The organism is Candidatus Magnetaquicoccus inordinatus, from assembly GCF_004217665.1.
Taxonomy (GTDB): domain Bacteria; phylum Pseudomonadota; class Magnetococcia; order Magnetococcales; family Magnetaquicoccaceae; genus Magnetaquicoccus; species Magnetaquicoccus inordinatus.
On sequence record NZ_RXIU01000525.1, the window covers coordinates 1 to 1,065 of the forward strand.

At 55.3% G+C, this 1,065-nt stretch carries 1 protein-coding gene; it reads left to right on the top strand.

From position 1 onward, the window contains the following. Nucleotides 1-1,065, top strand: a 1,065-nt coding sequence (locus EJP87_RS17025) for an ATP-binding protein (protein WP_130473007.1), incomplete at both ends; no start/stop codon positions are given.

Consider the following 1,065-nt stretch of genomic DNA (forward strand, 5'->3'; position numbering starts at 1 on the left):
CATCATCAACGATATTCTCGACTTTTCCAAAATTGAGGCGATGCGTCTGGAGATTGAACGTATTGATTATTCTCTGACCACCGTTCTGGATGAGATTGCCATCATCATCGCTGGCAATGCAGCCTCCAAGGATCTGGAGACGGCTATTGTCATCGATCCGGCACTGCCGCAGTGGCTCAAGGGTGATCCCTCTCGCCTGCAGCAGGTGTTGATCAATCTGGCCGGCAACGCCATCAAGTTTACCGATACCGGCAAGGTGGCGCTCTATGTGCGCCGGGAGCAAACCGATCCGCCCAGGGTCCGTTTTTCGGTAGAGGATACCGGCATCGGCATCGCAGAGGAGCAACTGCAACGGCTGTTTCAACCCTTCATGCAGGTGGACTCCTCGGATGCGCGCCGTTTTGGCGGTACCGGTTTGGGGCTGGTGATCTGCAAACGTCTGGTGGAGTTGATGGGTGGTGAGATTGGGGTCAACAGCGTGCTCCATCAGGGCAGCGAATTTTGGTTTACCCTGCCTTTGGAAGAGGGGGTAAACTGCCATTTTGATCCCAACAGTGCCTTGGCCAATCTTTCGGTACTGGTGGTGGATGATGATATGATCGCCCGCGAAGCGTTGGCCTCGATTGTCAAAATTTTGGGCTGGAATGGTGAGGAGGTGGACTCCGGTTATGCGGCACTGGAGCATCTGCGCGACCATCTCCCTTATGATGTGCTGTTGCTGGACTGGAAGATGCCAGGCATGGATGGTCTGGAGACCAGTCGGCGGATTCGTGCCACCACCCCGCACCAGCGCTCCCCTTTGGTGATCATGGTGACTGCCTACCATCGCGAGGTGGTGTTGCAATCCTCCAGCAGCGAGTGGGTGGATGCCGTTTTAATGAAGCCGGTGACCCCCTCGTCGTTGTACAACGCTGTACTGGATATAGAAAGAGTGCGCAGTGGCAATCTGCCTCTCGCTGTGCCCAAGGATGATCGACGCCGTTTGGCGGGCATCCAGGTGTTGCTGGTGGAGGATAATGTCACCAATCAGGAGGTGGCCCAAAAAATTCTCGAAAATAATGGGGC